Source organism: Chitinophaga sp. (assembly GCF_036569185.1).
Classification (GTDB): domain Bacteria; phylum Bacteroidota; class Bacteroidia; order Chitinophagales; family Chitinophagaceae; genus Chitinophaga.
The window spans coordinates 1-19,095 of sequence record NZ_DATCRD010000372.1; the positions used below are offsets into that span (position 1 = coordinate 1).

12 protein-coding genes and 1 pseudogene are annotated in these 19,095 nt (G+C 44.7%); 2 read left to right on the plus strand and 11 right to left on the minus strand.

The window, feature by feature from the left end:
* The 3 genes from VIM72_RS28210 to prs all read right to left on the minus strand — a co-directional run.
* The coding region (locus VIM72_RS28210) for a TonB-dependent receptor plug domain-containing protein (protein WP_332006153.1) at nt 1–2,313 on the minus strand (2,313 nt) is incomplete at its 3' end.
* A 133-nt stretch (nt 2,314–2,446) separates the two neighbouring features.
* A complete protein-coding gene (locus VIM72_RS28215; protein WP_332006154.1) occupies nt 2,447–2,893 on the minus strand; it encodes a GNAT family N-acetyltransferase in 447 nt (148 codons plus the stop codon).
* A 92-nt stretch (nt 2,894–2,985) separates the two neighbouring features.
* The gene (gene prs / locus VIM72_RS28220; protein WP_332006155.1) at nt 2,986–3,918 is read right to left on the minus strand and encodes a ribose-phosphate diphosphokinase; all 933 of its coding nucleotides are present in this window, start codon (nt 3,916–3,918) and stop codon (nt 2,986–2,988) included.
* 251 nt (nt 3,919–4,169) lie between these two features.
* On the opposite strand from prs, the gene VIM72_RS28225 reads away from it, so the two are divergent.
* Nucleotides 4,170–4,811 (plus strand): carboxypeptidase-like regulatory domain-containing protein, encoded by a 642-nt coding sequence (locus tag VIM72_RS28225; RefSeq protein ID WP_260607446.1) that lies wholly within the window; start codon nt 4,170–4,172, stop codon nt 4,809–4,811.
* 62 nt (nt 4,812–4,873) lie between these two features.
* Here VIM72_RS28225 and VIM72_RS28230 read toward each other — a convergent pair whose 3' ends face one another.
* The 8 genes from VIM72_RS28230 to VIM72_RS28265 all read right to left on the minus strand — a co-directional run bounded on the left by VIM72_RS28230 (nt 4,874) and on the right by VIM72_RS28265 (nt 18,561).
* Nucleotides 4,874–5,947, minus strand: coding sequence for a hypothetical protein (locus tag VIM72_RS28230; RefSeq protein WP_332006156.1), 1,074 nt, complete (start codon nt 5,945–5,947; stop codon nt 4,874–4,876).
* Between the two features lie 72 nt (nt 5,948–6,019).
* Complete coding sequence (locus VIM72_RS28235; RefSeq protein WP_332006157.1) at nt 6,020–9,862, minus strand: PAAR-like protein; 3,843 nt, start codon at nt 9,860–9,862, stop codon at nt 6,020–6,022.
* 14 nt (nt 9,863–9,876) lie between these two features.
* Complete coding sequence (locus VIM72_RS28240) at nt 9,877–10,062, minus strand: hypothetical protein (RefSeq protein WP_332006158.1); 186 nt, start codon at nt 10,060–10,062, stop codon at nt 9,877–9,879.
* Between the two features lie 11 nt (nt 10,063–10,073).
* A complete protein-coding gene (locus tag VIM72_RS28245) occupies nt 10,074–11,873 on the minus strand; it encodes a type VI secretion system Vgr family protein (RefSeq protein WP_332006159.1) in 1,800 nt (599 codons plus the stop codon).
* 207 nt (nt 11,874–12,080) lie between these two features.
* Nucleotides 12,081–12,671, minus strand: coding sequence for a family 16 glycoside hydrolase (locus VIM72_RS28250; RefSeq protein ID WP_332006160.1), 591 nt, complete (start codon nt 12,669–12,671; stop codon nt 12,081–12,083).
* A gap of 227 nt (nt 12,672–12,898) precedes the next feature.
* Complete coding sequence (locus VIM72_RS28255) at nt 12,899–14,230, minus strand: TolC family protein (protein WP_332006161.1); 1,332 nt, start codon at nt 14,228–14,230, stop codon at nt 12,899–12,901.
* 35 nt (nt 14,231–14,265) lie between these two features.
* Nucleotides 14,266–17,394 (minus strand): efflux RND transporter permease subunit, encoded by a 3,129-nt coding sequence (locus VIM72_RS28260; protein WP_332006162.1) that lies wholly within the window; start codon nt 17,392–17,394, stop codon nt 14,266–14,268.
* A 78-nt stretch (nt 17,395–17,472) separates the two neighbouring features.
* Nucleotides 17,473–18,561 (minus strand): efflux RND transporter periplasmic adaptor subunit, encoded by a 1,089-nt coding sequence (locus VIM72_RS28265; protein WP_332006163.1) that lies wholly within the window; start codon nt 18,559–18,561, stop codon nt 17,473–17,475.
* Nucleotides 18,562–19,012: 451 nt separating this feature from the next.
* Here VIM72_RS28265 and VIM72_RS28270 point away from each other — a divergent pair.
* Nucleotides 19,013–19,095, plus strand: a pseudogene (locus VIM72_RS28270) (acyl carrier protein); the annotation flags it as partial.

Here is a 19,095-nt window from a genome sequence, read left to right on the forward strand (position 1 = left end):
GGAAGCTGATGGATAGAAGTATTGGTTGTTGCCTTTCACGAGGGTGGAAGACCAGTCGCTGCGGCCGGTGAGGTCGAGGAACAGGAGGTTTTTATAACCAAGGTTGGCAGTGGCAAAAACGGAGTTGATCTGTTTTTCGTAATATTGATCAATAGCCAGTGCAGGTTGTACTGAGTTAAGCAGGTTATATACACCTTTGGAGATCAGGCCACCCTGGGCTACACCACCGGTAACTGTCCATTTACGGTGCATTACGTTTCCACCTACAGTGGCATTCAGCTGGAAATCCTTACCAAAATCTTTTTTAATGTCTGCAGTTAACTGGTAATTCATTTCCCGGTTGCTTCTCACGCGTTTGATGTATCCACCTACAGCATAATCTTTTGCTGTTCTTTCTTCTTCCAGTGTGTTATAATCATCCATGAACACGCGGCCGGAGAAGGAGAGCCATTTGGTGGCGTCTATATCCAGTCCTGCAGATCCAAAGAGCCTGTTACGGCTATCTGTTTCATAGTCCATATAGCGGTTCCAGTAAGGCCCATTGCTGGAGGAAATGCTTGGATCGTCCCAGGCGCGGCGGTTCCAGGTGATCTGGGAACCATCATCGTATTTGTATCTTTTTTCTTTTTCTATATCCAGCTGACGCTGACCGTACATGGTGAACTGCAATGTAGGGTTAGGCCCGGTAAATCCAGTACCAGGGCGGCCTTTCACGTTTAAGGAAGTATAATTCATGGAGGCCACGGCTTTTACTCCTTTTGTGAGCTCATAGCTACCATTGAAAGAGAGGTTGTTTCTTTTGTTGGTAGCATTGGGGAGTACGAAGGTTTGATCCATGTTACCGTATGACAGGCGGAAGCTTCCTTTGTCATTGCTGCCTGCCATGGAGATATTGTTGGTAAGTGTAAAACCTGTTTTGTAGAAGTCTTTCACATTATTCGGATGAGGCGACCAGGTGTCGGTTTGACCGAAGTACGGATTGTTTTTATTTTTATCCCATGACCAGTAGGGGCGAACAATTTGTCCATTCAGTTTGGGTCCCCATGATTCGTCTACAGCGTATTGCGGCAGCAGGTCGTAACGGCCTTTACCATTGTTATCGTCGTAAGTAGCGCTTTGTTCATTGAGGAAGCCTTCCGGGTGTTCGTTGTAGTAAAGGGTATCGAATTTACCTGCATTACCACCGCCGTACATATTCTGGTACTTTGGCAGCACGGCTACCTGGTCTATCTGGGCGTTGAGGCTATAAGTAACACCGATTCCTTTTTCGGTATCCGGGCGTTTTTTAGTGGTTATCTGGAGAACGCCGTTAGCTCCGCGGCTTCCGTAGAGGGCGGTTGCGGCTGCTCCTTTTAGCACGGAAATATTTTCGATGTCTTCCGGGTTGATGTCCTGCATCGGGCTGCCATAGTCGTAACCACCGCCACCGTTTTGCTGACCTGGATCATTGGTAACGTTGTTCATCATTGGTACACCGTCCAGTACAAAGAAGGCGTTATTGTCGCCCAGGATGGATTTCACACCACGAATGGTGATTTTGCTGGCGCCGCCCATGGAACCGGTATTAGAGCTGATTTGCACACCGGGAACTTTTCCTGTGAGGGCGTTTACAAAGTTTACTTCTTTTGCTTCCTGTACAGCATTACCGCTTACTTCCTGTATGGCATAACCTACAGAGCGGGGATTCTTTTTAATACCGAGGGCGGTAACTACTACTTCTCCCAATACTTTTTTAGTGGCGTTGGAAGGAACCAATGTAACATTGAGCTCTCCTCTTTTTTCCACCGGAATGGATTGTTCGCCAAAGGTAGGAGCAGTAATGAGGATGGTATCGCCTATGGCAGCTTTGATGCTGTATTGACCGGTGGGATCTGCCTGTGCATTCAGTTTGGATGTTTTGTTCCGGATAACGGCTCCGGGAATGGGAGTGCCTTTATCATCTTTCACGGTTCCTGAAAGCTGGAATTTCCCCACTTCGCTTTTAGCGGTAGCGGAATCTGGTGGGAGGATGAGTGCGGTATCCTCTTTTGGTTTAGCTACAGCTTTGGCAGTATCAGTTAATGGTTTTGAAGTATCCTGTTTAGGTTTACCGGTAGTGTCTGAGGCGGCAGGTTTGATCACTACCGGAACAGTGGTATCCTGTTTAGGTTTAACACTGGAATCAGCAGCAGGTTTAATCACTACCGGAACGGTGGTATCAGCTTGCAGCTGTTTTGCTGTGAGATACCCTTCGGGTTTTGCGTATGCGCTGCTGGAGGTATAGCAGAAAAAGGCATAGCACAGCCCCGACCAGGCTAGTACATGGCTTCTCATCGTATTATGAAAGATTTGGTTACAAAATTTTTCGACAGGATTCCTATACTGTCTATTGTTACATTGCTTATCCATCAATATAACAATACAATCAAAACGCCTTCTACAATGGGTTGCAGAAGCAAAAAAATAATTATTTCAGGTTTTTCCTCATTTCGTAGTGTGGAATGCCCACCTCTGTAAACTCTTCTCCACAGATTTCATAGCCCAGTTTCAGATAAAATCCGGTGGCTTCTTTCCGGGCGTGCATGGTTAATTCATCAAAGCCATTGCTATGGGCATATTGTTCTGCGAATGCTACAACTTCTCTGCCGATACCTTTTCCCTGAAGGCTGGGCGATACCGCCATTTGCCTGAGCTGTACGGTGTTTTCGTTTACAGGGGTAAGTATACAACAGCCTGCAAGCGCTTCCTGGCCGTTATGCTGAGTAAAGCCTGCAATGAAAATGTCGTTCATCTCCTTTTGCAGTTGTTCTGCCGAAAATGTGAGCCCCAGTGGTTTCCGGAGTACCTCGTTACGAAGATCCGTCATAGTGTGGTAGTCGCAACTACCGTATTCGATTATACGAAAATTAAGCATAATTGTTTGTCAGATTTGTGGATGGCGGATCAGCCATTTTACCGCTACATGGTTCACAAGTGTCTGGATGACAAATAGCCTGCCAACAGCAATCAGGAGTGTTGTGACTGGAAGTAGTTGAAGATCAGCTGATCAACTGATTTAACGAGCAACATGGGGTCTTTGATGGCCATAGCGCCGGGATGGGTGTCGGTACAAACCACTTTTTTAATAAGCCCTGAGTTTTTAATTTTTTCAAAGCCATTTCCTGCGAAGATGCCATGGGTGGTGATAACAAAGATATCCCCGGCGCCTGCATCACGATAAGATTGTGCTGCATGAATAAGGGATCCGCCGGTACGGATCATATCATCATAGATGATTACTGTTTTGTTTTTTACATCGGCACTGATAGCGGTGATAGCTGTTTCATCGCCGGAGAGGCGGCGTTTAAAGGCGAAAGCTGCCGGTACATGCAGGTCGTTGGCGAGTGATTCCACCCATTTTGCCCTGCCGGCATCAGTACTGGCCAGTACAAAAGGTTTCCCTGCTGCAAGCTCCAGGGCAGTATTCATTACAAACTCCTTCGCATATAAATGCACCGGGCGAACATCATTTTCAAAATACCAGGTAATACCGTCCACATGCAGATCAATCATCACTATCCTGTTGCCCCGGGAAGTATTGGGCAGCGATGAAAACAGTACCGCGCGTGTTTTGGCCTTTACGATCTCGCCATACTTTACGGCACGTTCCATCGTAGAATACCCGAAGAATGGAATAATGATGGTTAAGGAATAAGCTCCCAGCTGGATGCAGCCGCTGGCCAGGTCATATAATTCCAGGGTTTCCTGGTCATCGATGGTGCCTCCGAGTAAAATCACTTCTTTGTTGCTAACATTACTCAATATACGGTGATAATGTTCCCCATCAGGGAAATCACGGATATCCAATTCCCCATTTTCCCAGGCGGAGCCTGCAATAGAGAGGATCCTATCTTTCAAATACTGATAATGTTGGGTAGCAAAGATGATTTTCTGTGGCATGACTTTTACAAGATAACGGGTGATAACCGTAAAAATAAGCGATTAGGGGGATATTTATAACGTTGATAATTAATAATTTTGCCGTTGAGCACTAACAATTTCCCCGTTTTTTAACTTTTCATTTGCGGGTGGAACATTAAATTTGAAAGATTACTTTATTCATGATTCGTTTTACAGCATATATCGGAGCACTGTTTTTTTTCTTTTTCATTAACCTGCAAGGAACGTTCGCACAGGTGCGTTTGTCTGGTATGGTGGCGGATCAGGATACCAAAACGGGATTACCTTTTGTTTCTATTGTAAACAAGAGGACCATGACGGGTACATTGAGCAATGAAAACGGCCGTTTTTATATTGAGGCCGTTCCCGGTGATACACTTGAATTTTCCATGTTGAGCTATACACCGAAATTACTGCTGGTGCCTGGAATGTCGTCATCGCAGGATGTGTATTTACAGAAACGGTTGTTTGAGCTGCAAGGGGTAAACGTGCGTGGTAAGAACTACAGGAATGACTCGCTGGCGATGCGTGATGAATATGGCCGGTATTTCGATTATCGTAAACCCGGAGCAATGGATGTGCTTAAAACGTTGCCGGCAAATCCTATCACCGCTTTAAGTTATCTAGTGCCCAGTAAGGTGCGTAAAAGGAAAGAACAGTTTCATGAGCAACTGGTTTACTGGGAGAAGGAGAAGTTTATCGACTACCGGTATTCCCCGGAGCTGGTGGGAAGAATGACCAAGCTGCAAAGCCCGGAACTGGATTCGTTCATGTATAAGTACAGGCCCGGATACCAGTTTTTAAATTCAGCTTCCGACTATGACCTGTTACTTTATATAAAACAGTCGTTTGAAGAATACCAGAAACAGAAAGTACAGAAGAAAGAACCTTAATAAAATAGCAACGCCGGGGATTTCCCCGGCGTTGCTATTTTATTAAGGTGTGCCCGGTACTATCAGTTGCCCGGCTCCAGTTCCTGCTTTAACGCCGGTAATGAGAAATAATCATGCTCTTTAAGAAACCGGGCGAGCCCTTTATCTTCCATCAGCAAATTTTCCAGCAAACTTGAAACCGGCCATTTCCCTGCATCCAGGGGCATCAGCTGCTGACGAAGCGGTTCGTAAATATTAGCAATGTAGGCTGCAATTTTTCTTTTCTCATCCAGGGAAAATATTTTGAAAGGGTTGCGGGTGTACATATCATTATCGTCATTGCTGTATAAGGCATACGCATAGTACGACAGTGCCTGAAGCAGGGCGTGATCATCTACGCTGGTGTGGGCTACAATCCATTTCAGCAGCTCCTGTTTTATTTCCAGTTCTCCTGCTGCATTTTTTACAAAAATGATTTCCCCTACTGTTGGCATATGGTTATTATCGAGGTCGAGATAATCATTCATGACGAGTGTGTTTATTTTTTCCTCTTTGGTATAGCCAAATGATGTAACCAGTGTTTTAAGGAAGAGGGTATCTTCAGCGAGGAGGTATGCGAGATCTGAGCGGCTGTTGTTGAAGAGGTATTTGTTGCGAGCGATTAAAGGCGGGTTAATTTCTATTTTGTAATGATTACTGTCTGTGAATGTCACAAAATCCCCGATTAATGGTACATCGGTAATGAATCTATATTCCCGGGAGATAAAAACATTGTCAATCGTGTAATCGAATTCATCTTCATTTGCTCCTATTGAGTCTACCAGTACAGTATTGAATTTGTCCCTTAACTTCACTCTGGAATTACTCGTTTTAAAAATATCCCCGAAAATTGTTTTTACTCTGTCATCAAATGCGGCTTGCCCCAGCTTAATAAATCCCGTTTCTTTTAATCCTTCTGCAATAATGGGTAATGCTATTTCCACATCGTGCACCGTGTAGTTATAGATTTTATATTCGTTGTCTTCTGATGCCTCAATGTGTGATTGTAACAGCATATGTTTTTTTATCTCTTCTATATTCATATCGTATAATTTCTGCGGTGACCGGATATTATCTTCCAGAGGAAGAGGAGCTGTTGATGTGTTTTTGTTTTGCATTTGACAGCTTGTTATGTAAGCCATAGTAGCCATTAGCAGAATGAATGTGTTCTTCATATAAAATGATACTGTTTATTGGATGCCTATATGAAAATGGTTTTTATGAATTTCCGTTGAAGCTCCGGTCGTATTTTTGATACCTGTTTTATATCCATAATTCTTTTTAAATCCCCATCTCCTGGCTATTTTAAGTATGTTTTCCAACACCTCCAAAAATTCCTCCTCACTGCCATACGCCAGTTTCGCTTCTGTCCACAACACGGATCCCTTCCTGTTTGAGCTTCCTGGGTACCTGATATCAATATTGTTACCATGAATATGACCCTTATGTCCTATGTTTCTTTTATCACTGGCGGAGATATCATTAAAATAAAGCTTATCCTTATATCCATTGCCTGGAAGTGCATAAAAGAATCCAAATAAAGAAGCGGCAATATCCGGGGCTATAAAGTTATCGTCACCTCCATCGCGATCGCCATATCTTCCCCAGTTAGGGCCGGTTTCAGGGAATGGCAACAGGCCGCTCCTGTTTTTCTGAAGCAGGAATGTTTTTACATGCGTGCCTGCGTTATACAGATCATACCTGTAGTGATTTGAAGCAGCATTTTGTTCTACAAGGTCGTAGCTGAATTTATCTATTCTGATGATATACCTGTTTGGTATATCATTAGCAGTGCTCCTATACCGGCAGTCTTTTGTCCTGAATAGCACCGACGATTTGGTATCAAAGAAATATTTCTTTTCTGTATGAGCGCTTTTCCCGTTTGAAATAGTGTCCAGTCCTACTACTTTACTTATTTTGTATGTTACTTCCGTATTGCCGTTCGCAGTGTATGCTAATCCTTTCCATTTCCAGAAGGCCATTGATGAGAGTACCGCTATCTTTATATCCGTGGCCACAAGATCCGGCTGAAGAAGAATATCTGCATTTTCTTTCCGGGTAAAATTATTTGCATAAGCGTAAGCGGTTCTGCCGGTGAGTTGTATAAGGCCACGCCCTCTGAATTTCCATCCATCTCCTACTTGTGTATTTCCTAATGTTTTCCCTTTTTCAGCGCCGGGGCCATATACATAATTAGCAATGTGTTGTTGATTTTCTTTTGTTACGCCGGGATGGGAGGGTTTGCGAACCGGCCTTCCCCATTCCTTCGCTTTTATCCTGCCTTCGGGCGTTCTGAAAGGAGGGAAATTTTTGGCCAGGTCTTCCCAATACCAATTAAAGCTTTCACCTTCTTTAATGTTTAAACGTCCGCCACTTTCAATGGCTACCTGGGCAAAGAAATGTGCTTTATTCCAGCAGGTGTTCATACCGGTTGATTCCATAAACCTGTTGTAAGTAGCGGCTGCAGCCTGCAGGTCTGCAGTTGCTGCATGAGGAAACACTGCAGCCAGTTGTTCAGCATTAATCGCCTCGTTACACCTGGGGCAGCCTGTACCCGGTTCGCCGGTGGCAAGTGGCTCTCCAAGTATTACCGGGGCATTGGCCCTGGAAAGTCTGTTCTCTGCCTTGTTGAACCAATCCGACAATTTTATATGCTGATAGTAGCTGATGTTATCCGGGGTCAGTATGTTTTTATCTGCTATTTCGTGTGGGTAGAGATATTTTTCAGATGAAGATTTGATGATTATATAAAAGCAACGGAGAAAACCATTTTCCAGTATGTTAGCGGATGTCAAACGTTTTGAGTCTATTAATGTATCCGCTGTTCCGTAATCATTTACCAGGAACTTGCCGCTGAAAATATACTTGTTTTTTTCCTGGTACCTGTTTTCCCATACCTCGAACAGTAGTTCCTTTCCCGCAAAATTCATGGTTTGAACATGCATACGGAATTGCTCTCCATATTTGTAAGCCTTATAAGCGGGATTATTATGCTGATCGTACAATTGAACCGATACTACCCTTCTTTCAGCATTGACTAACAGATGCCACTTCTTTTCCTGTGCCCGTTTATTACTTTGATTTTGAGGAACCCAGTATTTTCTTCCATCACACTCAACAGTTTTCGTGTCGGCAAAACGGATGCTATTGGCCGAACAAGGAATTGCAAACAAAAGGCGGTACTTATCCCAATCAAAGCTGGCAGCAGTTAGTAATGGTTTCAATGTGCGCATACTAATGTTGAGCTGCAACTCCCCACCGGCATTAAAGCTCAGCATTCCCATATCTTTTACATAATGCAAACGGTTCGCGGGATTTACCTGAAGCAAATGCAATGGTATATTTTCATTAGCCGCTTCCCGGCAGCTGATAAACACGCGAATTAATTCCTGCCAGCCTGTGGATGATTTGCAGATGGATTGTTCATCTGTGAAGCACCAACGGGTTATAACAGGCTTTACTGCATTTATCGTTATATATTTTTTTGAATTACCAAGACGGGCGCCGATAGTATATGCTCCTTCTTCCATTGCCAAAGCATTGGATATGGTATTGGAATGCGCTCCATAAGGCTCCCAGAAAACCGGACCATCCAGTGTTTCGTTATACTCCATTAAAGTTTGTGCAGTAACAACATATTGTTTCCCTGTAATCCAGTTGCTGCTGCCGTTTGCCACCAGGATCTTTACTACCTCATTGTTTTTTACTTCAAGATGCCAGGTTCCCTGCTCAAATTCCGTTTCGGCGGCATTTACCTGCGCTGTAACAATGTATTTCCCTGTAATACTAAAATGTATAATACCATCAAGTGTGATGGAAGGCCCGGAGCCTACCGGCTTGCCATTCAGCAACCATTGAATAGTTGTTAAGATTGCTGGCGGTAAAGTGGTGTGCACAGTTCCCGAAACATGGAAATTCATATCAGTCCCGGGCCTTATCATATGAGTCGATTCCCTGTTGATAACAGATATGACCCCTGCCTTTTTAGTACAGAGTTTTTGAATAACAGGTTTGCCGTTTGCCATCCTGGCAGAAACGAAGTAGATAGCAGATGCATTGATGGGCGTAAAGCAAATTTTGTCGCCGTCGGCTGTTGCGATAATGTTCCTGTTGTTATCCGTTACCTCCATAGACACCGCTGCTCTTTCAGCTGTTGTTGGAGGCGTAATCCTGTAAACGGCTTCCACACAAACGGTAGCTCCGCATTTCAGGTATCCGCGGGTACTGTTTAAGCCATTAATAATAAACTCATTTTCAAGATTATTATGATCTGCATAGAGATCAATGTACACAGGGCTCTCTTCCTGCGATTCGCTGTAAGCCATTACCCTGTAATTACCGCACGTGTCGAACGAGAATAATAATTCAAAGCCACAGGACTCAACCCAGGTGCAGCTTCCGCCGGATTTATCTTGCCGGAGAATTTTCCATCTTATTTTTGTATCATCTGCAGATGCCTGGTTATTGTCGCATTCCATCTCAAATAATAAAGGTTCATGGATCCGTACAGGAATTACTTTGTCCTTTTCACTATGAAATATTACCGGTGGATTACGGTACTCAATATGTAAAGTGATGGCTCGCACAACAGGATCTTTCTGATGTAATTGCAAGTGATTGGCCAGTGGGTTCAATGCAGCTGTGTACATAGCTGTACTTCCATGATCCCGGTGATTTGTAACAAGCGCTGTTTGGCCATGATGAAGGATGCTGATGCAGGCACTTCCTGACACAGCACAAAGGGCTATACTTTGTTCCGTTAGTATTTTACCTCCATTGGATAATGTAATACCGGGTAATGCATCTTTCCATTGCAAAATATTGGGAATACAGGTAGTATGTGATAGCGTACAGGCGCCAAATGCGCCCGGCATAAAGGGGTTGCCGGTTTCTGCTGAACTGGCAACCGGTTTGAGGCTTCCGCTGCCATCGTTCATGTATTCGCTATGTGCTGCTACCAGCATCCTGCCGGGTGTACTGCCGAAATTGCATTTGCACAAAGCGCCATGCACTACAAAATGTTTGTCAGCCATTTTGGGATATCGATTTATTTTTCAGGGTTATGAGTGACCGTCTCGTTATAGAATTTTATCCCGTTCTGTTTGCCATTTATGACTACAGATTTCCCGGAATGAAGGGATAGTTTCCCTGTACTATGCCAGCGGATCCTTTTCCCGGATACTGTATACTTTTTGCAGATCACCAGTATGCTTCCTGTTGTAGTTTTACGCATAAACTGCTATTTTAGAATAGTTTTGATTTCTCTGTGCTCTTTATGCTGACAGACTTTCCTGAACTGATCTGCAGATCTTCCCTGGAGCTGTCGATATTTATTTCTTCTGCATGTTTCTCTATTTCTTTGGCCTGGATGTTTATATTTTCCAGGGCAATTTTGGTGATGTTGGTTGCTGTTAACTGGTAATCGTTTACAGTGTATTGATAAAGACAGTTGCCGGCATGCTGAAGGATATCTATGCCGGCGGAGTGATTTATGTTATTGCCCGCATTAATATTGATATCTTGAACCGCATTGATACTGATGTTCCTGGCGGTAATGTTTATTTTTTCGGGAGCCGAAAGTGAAATTTGCTGCGCCCGGGTATCCATCATAATTGTATTGCCTCCCTGATCTGTGATGATAATGTTCTCATTGCCATCTGTATCATCGAGGCGGATCAGGTGGCCGCTGCGGGTTTTAATTGCTTTGATGTTGTTTTGCGGATCTCCGAAACCGCTTGTTGCCTTGCCGTTATACGCGCATCCGGTAACGTATGGAGCCTCGGGGTTACCCTCTTCAAAATCTACCCATACCTCCTCATTTATTTCAGGAATAAAATGAAACCCTTTATTATTCCCGCCATATGGCTGATAAAACCTGATCCAGGGGCTTTGTCCCTGCTGCCAGTTAAATCGTACCCTGATACGCCCAAGCCCTTCAGGATCGTTGTTGTCGGTTACAGTGGCGCTTTGTGCATCGCAACGGGGAATTTTTTCAAGTTCCATTTCCGGCACGACGGCATCGGCAGGGGTGCCTTCAAATGTATTATAATAGTCGCCGTTACCATTACAATGATGCGTTAGCGTTGTAAGCAGAAATTCACCATGGCTTTCCGGGTGGTCGTGAATACTGATGGTATTTCCGATACACAAACCGGTATTCCGGCTTCTACCTTCTATACGAACCAGTGCTGCAACCCGGCTTCTATGAAAGCGCTCTGTAAATGCTGATAATGTTGTTGCGGCGTTACTGGTGGATATACAAGGGATTTTGAAGATTGTTTTACCGGGAAACAGTTTCCGGCTCACCGATCGGGCATGTTGCGAATATGGATTAAGGGATAAAGTTATACCGCGACTATCCTCTTCCAGTACCTTATCCAGGCTGTAATCGTATGTTTGAAACCTTTGATGAACAGGAAGCACTGCAGTGCTCAGCTGAAAGTCAACCAGGTCTTCCCGGAACATCAGATCTGTTCTCTGCTGATTATAATGTCCGAAGATGAGCTGCTGTCCGTTGTAGAAGAAATGCTCGCCAAAGCGTTGTGAAAGACGGCGAAGAAAATCGAATCCTGTTTCCTTGTATTGTACAATATATTTTAATGGTTGTATAAAAGAAGGGTTCACCTGTGGTACAGCTGCAAACGGGTAGCTATTTTTAATCACAGTATTTACAATGGACGATAAAGACCGCTGCTCAAAAGACTGGGTATGCGGACTGCCGGAAAGTAATATAGTAGGGCTGTTGCCACGGATGATACAACTGCCGTTGTTGTTTTCTTTTCCTGCACTCACACTGGTAATGATACCATTAAACAACACCGGGCTGCATGTTGATTCAACCGGTTGTATGCAGATACAGATCTCTTTTCCCAGTAAACGGTTACCTGCTGTAATAACATTTGATCCATAGCGGGAGAGCCATCCATATCCTATGCCTAATTCAAATTCATGATGGTGCGTTATAAATTGTTTCAGATGCAGAAAGTCAAATTGCCTGAATTGCTGATCTTCTATTGATATGGTTGTTGTCGTGTACAGTGCCATGACTAAACAAATTAAAAAGAGTGAGGATAAGTTTTGGTGAGAAGTTAACGTGAAACTTAATGGTTGGTAACAAACATTAAAACTAAATTATGTAAATTATTTTATTTGATAAAAAATAATTAAGATTCCTACCTGATTTTTTTATAAAAAAGGCCTTAAGAACACGTGTTCCTAAAGCCTGTGCTTCTAACATATCAATCAACAGCTTTAATATATTTTCAGATTCTTCCAGTCGCCGCTGGAACCATTGCCTACCCAGTATCCTACCATGCCGGTTTTTTGTGTGCCAAGCAATGCAACAGTTAAACATCTTTTACCATTTACATAGGCGCTTGCTTCATCATCCGTTACTACTATTTTAACATGAAACCATTTGTTGGGATCTGTAGAGGAATCTATTTCATTTTCATATTTTCCCGGATATTTCTCCCTTAGTAATTGCCAGTCGTATGAAGGAAGTGAAATGTATTGTACAGAGTGGCTCCTCCGGCCGGCTTCAGGAACCTGAAAATTAAAAGGCCTGAAATAAATGGCATCATACGTAGAATCGTTGACGCCGTGAAATGCAAAGCCGACAAAACTTTGCTGAAGAACATTTTTTCCTTTTATATCGAATTCAATAGTGCCTTTATCAAATTGTTTGTCCTTGATCCAGGCTACTCCCGCCCCGGGTGCTTCATTTAAATGAATCACAGCGCCGCTGACGGCCATCCGGTTCACCGCACGGAGCTCCTGCGCAGTGCATATACTGTTAAAAGAGACAATGCCACTGAAGGCAAATAGAATGTAGCGTAACATGTTTTATCCTGTTTTATGATATGGTAACCTGGTTTGCAAAACCATGCCTGACAAGGTCACTTTGGGTTGTAATGTATTTTACATTATACAATATAAGATATGTTCGTTAACGATACAATAGCCTGTTCATGCCCGTACAGTGTGCCTGGTGACAGGACTGTAAACAGGAAGCGGATAAGCAGGAAATATCTCCCCGGCTTATCCGCTTACCATATAAAAAAGATAAACTATTGCAGCAATGCGCCATTCAGCCTGCCCAGCTCCGTTTCAGCGAGCTTGGTATTATAACGGGCCTGTATAAGGCGGTAGTAGGAATCTTCCAGGCTTTGCTGCGCTATTTTCACTTCCAGGATGGTAGACACGCCCTGTTTGAAACGCTCCAGCGCCACCATGGCATTTTCCCTTGCCAGGTCGTTGGTTTCTTCTTCCAGCGATACCTGTTTTTTATAATACTCGTAATCCCTGAAAGCATTGTTCAGCGAAAGATCTACCTGGGATTTTACATTGTCCAGTGTGATGTTCTGAAAGTCAAAATCAATCCGTGCATTCTGTACCTGTCTTTTTACGTTAAAGCCGTTAAAAATAGGAATGGTAGCAGTGAAACCATAACTAAGAACTCCGTTCCTGTTGAATTTCGGGCTGAAAGCATTAGTGGCGGCATTAGAGGTATTCCGGTTATAGTTATAGCCGGAATTAAATGATATCACCGGGAAGTAATCTGCTTTGCTTTCCTTTATGGTGAGCGCAGAAATATTTACATTCTGCTGCTGTACTTTGATGGCAGTATTGTTATTGGCAATATTTTGTTGCAGCACGGCGAAGGAAAGACCGGTGTTTAACGGGATAGAGTCTACCACATCATAACCTGTAGCGCCGGCAGGTACAGCCATCAGCTGGTTCAGCAGTGCTTTGCTTTGCTCTATCAGTGTTTGCTGGCGGATATACAATGCCTTTTGTGCATTGAGGTCTACCTTTGATTGCAGCAGATCCGTTTTAGGAGCAAGGCCGGTGCTGAATTTTGCATCAGAGAGTTTTACCCGTTCTTCGGAGATGGACATCTGCTCTGCCAGTGCTTTTAACTGTTGTTTTTGCTGTACAATGTTATAGTATCCGCCGATGATGGTGGAGATGGAATTTTGTACCTGGTCTTTGATAGCCAGTTCGCCAAGATCGCGGATAGACGCAATCTTGTTCCGTGTGGCAAACATTTTTAAGCCATCGAACAGGGTCCAGCTAAGTGTCACATTACCGCTGACGTTATTGCTTTTAATGCCGCTGGTATCACGTTTGGTACCATTTACAAATTCCTGTTTGGTAGCTGTATTATTCCAGGTAGTTCCGGCAGTGGCATTCAGTCGTGGTACAAACGCAAAATTCGCATAGGCGTAATCGTTAGCTGCCAGTTCTGCTGTATTCCTGGCCAAACGGATGTCGAAATTATTTTTCAGCGCCACATCTATTGCCTGTTCCAGGGTAAGTACCTGTTGCTGCGCTTTTAGAGCGCCCACAGTTACCAGTAACAGGAATAAGAGGAAACACTTCTTTATATTTTTCATCATAAATAACATATCGTGATCATTCAAATCAGTTATACTCAGGCATGTGCTGCTGCTATCTGTGCTTCTTCATCATTTTTCATTTCATCTTCTTCCTCGCTTTTGTTCCGGCCTCTGCGCGAGAGGAAGGTGTACATAGCGGGGATTACAAACAACGTTAGCACCAGTGAGAATATGATGCCGCCTACGATAACGATCCCCAGCGGAATGCGGCTGGTGGCCGCAGCGCCCAGCGACATGGCAATTGGTAATGCGCCGAGGGCCATGGCAAGGCTGGTCATCAGGATAGGGCGCAAACGCATAGATGAAGCATGGATCACCGCTGCTGATTTCTGCATGCCGGAATCGCGCTGGTGGTTGGCGAATTCCACGATCAGGATACCGTTCTTTGTTACCAGCCCTATCAGCATAATTACGCCTATCTGCGAGAAGATGTTCCATGTCTGGTTAAATAACCATAACGACAGCAAAGCTCCTGCAAATGCCAGCGGCACGGTCAACATGATAATAAGCGGGTCTACCCAGCTTTCAAACTGTGCGGCTAATACCAGGTAAATAAGCACCAGCGCCAATCCCAATGCAAACATGGTGTTGGAGCCACTTTCTGCATAGTCGCGCGATGAACCGGATAAGGCGGTGTTAAAGGAATCGTTCAGCACATGTTCCTGCTGCAGTTTATTGTAGATGCGGTACATTTCGTTAATACCGTCGCCGATAGTCCGGCCAGGCGCGAGCCCTGCGGATACGGTAGCGGATTTGTAACGGTTAAAGTGATAAATGATCGGCGGACTGGTTTCTTCTTCAATGCTCACTACGTTATCGAGCTGTATGGCTTCACCGCGGGAGTTGCGCACATACAGGTTCTGGAGGTCCATCGGATCGTCGCGGTCGGCGCGGAATACCTGGCCCATTACCTGGTACTGCTTACCATTCCTGATAAAGTAACCATAGCGGAGATTACTCAGCGCCAGTTGTAAAGTGGAGGAAATATCCTGCACGGAAACGCCGAGCTGTGTTGCCTTGTCGCGGTTAATATGAATGCGCAGTTCCGGTTTGTTGAATTTAAGGTCCACATCTGTTCCCTGGAAAACCGGGCTGCTGCCTACTTCTTCCATGAATTTCGGCAGTACGTTGGTAAGACTGTCGAAATTAATATGTTCCAGTACAAACGATACGGGCAACCCACTGCGGCGGCCTACCTGGATAGTTTGTGACTCAATGGCAAATACTTTACCCTCGGGGAACTTGTTCATGTTCCGGTTTACCATATTCACAATGTCTTTCTGGGAACGGGTACGGTCGTGCGGCTCAGTGAGCATCACGTTGGCAAAGGCGGTGTTTACCGCACCGGAGCCACTGAAGCCGGGTGAGGTGACGCTCAGGATGATCTTCTTTTCAGGGATAGAGTCCATCATGAATTTGGTGAGCTTATCCACATAATTATCCATGTAATCGAACGCGGTGCCTTCCGGTGTGGTGATGGAAAGACGGAAAGTGCTGCGGTCTTCCAGCGGTGCCAGTTCCGATTGCAGTGTTTTGAAAAGGAAATAGATCATAACGAGGCAACCGGCAATGATCAATCCTGCTACCCAACGGAAACGCATAAACGCTTCCAGCGATTTCTGGTATCCTTCTTCCATCCAGCGGAAGAAGGGCTCTGTTTTGGTGTAGAACCAGGAGTGTGTATGTGTTTTACGACCGAGTTTTACGTTCAGTACCGGTGTTAATGTAAGAGATACAAAAGCAGAGATGATTACTGCGCCGGCTACCACAATACCAAACTCACGGAACAGTTGTCCTACGAAACCCTGCAGGAAGATGATCGGTAAGAATACAAAGGCCAGTGTGATCGATGTGGCGATTACAGCAAAGAATATTTCTTCAGATCCTTCCCTGGCCGCCCGCATACGAGGCATTCCCTGTTCTATCTTCTTATAAATATTTTCTGTTACCACAATACCATCATCTACCACAAGACCGGTAGCCAGTACAATAGCCAGCAGGGTGAGGATATTGATGGTGAAGCCGCAGGCGTACATAATAAAGAAGGCGCCGATCAGGGATACCGGGATATCGATAAGGGGGCGGAGCGCCATGAGCCAGTCGCGGAAGAACAGGTATACAATGATAATTACCAGTACCAGTGCAACGATAAGCGTTTCTTCCACTTCATCGATCGATTGTTTGATGAAGCGGGTGTTATCCATGGCGATGTTTACAGAGTAATCGTCGGGGATATCTTTCTTCAGTTGTTCAAAACGTTTATAGAATTCCTCTGCAATAGCTACATAGTTGGAACCTGGCTGCGGGATGAGGGCGAGGGCGATCATGGGGCTGCCTGATTCTTTCAGCACGGTTTCTTCGTTTTCAGGTCCCAGTACTGCCTGGCCGATATCCCGGATACGGATTTCGCTGCCGTTTACATTTTTGATGATCAGGCCGTTGAAATCGTCTTCCGATACAAGCCGGCCGAAGGTGCGCACGGTAAAGTCGGTGGCATTACCCGCTATTTTGCCGGAGGGAAGTTCCACGTTTTCGCGTAGCAGGGCGGCCTGTACATCGCCGGGGGTAAGACTGTAGGAGGATAACCTGGCGGGGTCCATCCAGATGCGCATGGCGTATTTTTTTTCTCCCCATATCTGTATGGCGCTTACGCCGGGAATGGTCTGGAGTTTTTCCAGGAGCACGTTGGAGGCATATTCAGTTACTTCCAGCTGGTTGCGGGTGTTGCTTTGTACCGTCATGGAAATAATGGGGTCCGAGTTGGCGTCCTGTTTGGACACTACCGGGGGCGCATCAATATCAGGCGGTAACTGTCGCAATGCCTGTGACACCTTATCGCGAACATCGTTGGTGGCGCCTTCCAGGTCTTGCCCCAGTTCAAATTCCACGGTGATGTTACTGCTTCCCTGGCTGCTGCTGGAAGAAATATTTTTGATCCCTGCGATCCCATTGATCTGTTTTTCCAATGGCTCAGTGATCTGTGTTTCGATGATATCGGAGTTGGCGCCTGCGTAAGAGGTGCGTACGTTTACGATAGGCGGATCGATTGCCGGGAAATCCCTTACCCCCAGAAAAGTAAAGCCCACCAGGCCGAATATCACGATAATGATATTCATCACGATAGCAAATACCGGGCGTTTGAGAGATAATGAAGGTAAACTCATGATAATTATTTTCAGATTTTCCTGCCGGGCCTCCCTTTGGCAGTGAGGCTGCCAGGGATAGTGCGGTGAGGAAAATGATTATTGTATCTTATTATACTTCAACGGCATGCCTGGTTTCAGCTGGAGGATACCAGTGGTAATAACCGTGTCGCCTGGTTGGAGGCCGCTGGTGATCTGAACGCTGCTTTCTGTTCTGATGCCTGTTTCTACTGTTACAAATTTGGCTTTGCCTTTATCAGCGATAATTACTTTTTTATCACGGGTACCGGGAATAACTGCCTGGGATGGTATCAGCATGGCGTCGGGCAGATCTTTCAGTAAAATCTTCACTTTCGCAAACGAGCCCGGGAACAGGACACCGCTATTATTAGGAACGATGGCGCGGAGCTTTACAGTACGGGTGGTTAGATCTATTTTAGGATCGATGGCATAAATGCTGCCTTTGTATTCTTTATTGTCGCCGGATACCAGGAAGTTCACCTGGTCGCCGTTCTTAATGGAGTTACGGTATTTCTCTGCTACGGAGAAATCCATTTTAAGCGGATCTATTTGCTGCAGGGTAGTTATAATGGTAGCGGAAGAAACGATAGCGCCTTCGCTGACATTACGTAAACCGAGCTTACCGCTGAAGGGAGCCCGCAGTTCAGTTTTCTGTAATTGTGTTTGGGTATACTCCATATCTGCACCATAAGCGCTTACCTGGTTACGGGTCACATCTACATCCTGCTGGCTGATACCATTTATTTTAAGAAGGTTTTCCTGGCGTTCCAGGGTTGTTTTGGCCAGTTGTTGCTGCAGTTTCAGCTTCTGAAGCTGGGCTTTAAGGTCTTCATCATATAGTTTAACGAGCAGATCCCCTTTCCTGACGGTGGTGCCTTCTTTAAAATAGAGGTGTGTGATACGGCCATTGATTTCGGGTTTTACTTCTACTTCTTCATTGCTTTGCAAGGTGCCGCTTGCTTCAATAGATTGATCGAGCCGGGATGTTTTAACGATCCAGGCGTCTGTGAGCAGTAACCGGGAAGCGCCTCCTTTTGCGCCGGATGCAGCTGCAGCCGGCTCTCCGGCAGGTTTATTGCCGGCTATTTTCTTATAAACGAGGAAAACGACAATACCGGCTGCGGCCAATATAACTATTGTGCGAACGGTCTTTTTGGTGATGGCCATATCTTTTTATATATGTTTTTCTAACTTTTTACTACTGGTTCATAACACAGAAACAGGCTCCAAAAGGGATACTATCTCACAAGCCGGACAAATTTACGCATTGAGGGGGCTGAATGCTCCGGGCAACTGTTAAATAGCGTTAATGCTTTAGATAAGTGGTGAAATAGCCGGTTGAATGGAGATATTTAAAGATTTATATGTTTTGGATTTCAGAGAATAGCGTAATTGTCCCGAAAAAGGCGACTTTTGTGGTAAAATATGCAAATCTGTAATCCAGCCAGTATCAAAAATATATAAATTCTTTTATTAACAAAGCTATGAATATGTTTACTGTATTGGGTTTGGGGAGATTGTTCCTGCCGGGCTGTCCTTAAAATTCGGGCTATCTGTTGGCAATTCAATAAAAATTATATTTTTGCAGTCAAGTTTTAAACCAAAAACACTTAAAATTATGTCAGACATTGCATCAAGAGTTAAAAAGATCATCATTGACAAATTGGGCGTTGACGAAGCCGAGGTAACTCCTGAAGCCAG